Annotated in this window: 2 protein-coding genes; both read left to right on the top strand. The window is 58.7% G+C overall.

Annotated features, from left to right (window positions below):
• Positions 1 to 383: 5-carboxymethyl-2-hydroxymuconate Delta-isomerase (locus ACR0E6_RS21440; protein ID WP_480587103.1), on the top strand; the 383-nt coding region annotated here is incomplete at its 5' end.
• 3 nt (positions 384 to 386) lie between these two features.
• Positions 387 to 1056 (top strand): aldehyde dehydrogenase family protein (locus tag ACR0E6_RS21445; RefSeq protein WP_480587106.1); only part of this gene is annotated, 670 nt, incomplete at its 3' end.

Raw genomic sequence — 1056 nt, forward strand, 5'->3', positions numbered from 1 at the left:
TCGAGTATTCCGGGAACCTAGAGGACAAGGTCGACATGGATGGCTTGTGTGAGTGCATCCGAGCAACGGCTGCTGAGATTGACACCTTTCCGATGCCGGGAATTCGTGTCCGCGCTGTGCGGGTCAATCACTTTGCAATTGCAGACGGTGATCCGGCGCATGGCTTTATCGATATCTCGATCCGCCTGCGCGCCGGTCGGTCCGATGACGTAAAGCAGGATGCCACGCAGCGCATTTTCGAGGCGGTCAAAGCGTATCTGGCACCTGCCTTCGAACATCATTCGATCGCGCTCTCGCTTGAGATGCGCGACATCGACCCGAAGCTTTCGCCCAAGACTGGTACGATCCGCGATCACCTTGGCGCCACCACGCAGGAGACCTGACCCATGAGTGTACTGGACACAAACATCGAGAAACTGGCGGGCTTTCTAGCGCGGTTCAAACAGACGGGTATCAAAAATCGTATCGCTGGCGAGGATGTTGCTGGTTCCGCTGGCGTATTTCAGTCTACCTCGCCAGTCGACAAGTCTGTGATCTGCGATGTTGCACACGGTACAGCAGATGACATCGACGCCGCGGCCAAAGCAGCCCATGCCGCCTTTGCCGACTGGCGCGATATGCCTGCCAGCGAACGCCGCCGCATTCTGCTGAACGTGGCGGATGCCATCGAAGCACGTGCCGAGGAAATCGCGCTGTGCGAATGCTGGGACACGGGTCAGACCCTGCGTTTTATGTCCAAGGCGGCTCTGCGCGGAGCCGAGAATTTTCGTTATTTTGCAGATCAGGTAGTGCAAGCGCGGGACGGTCAGCATCTGAAATCACCGACCCTGATGAATGTCACCACCCGCGTGCCGATTGGTCCGGTTGGCGTGATCACCCCTTGGAACACGCCGTTCATGCTGTCGACCTGGAAGATCGCGCCCGCTCTGGCTGCAGGCTGCACGGTGGTTCACAAACCCGCCGAGGATTCCCCTCTGACGGCCCGTCTTCTGGTGGAAATCGCCGAGCAGGCAGGGCTGCCCAAAGGTGTGCTGAATACGGTCAACGGGTTTGGCC

This window comes from Ruegeria sp. AP12, assembly GCF_056540025.1.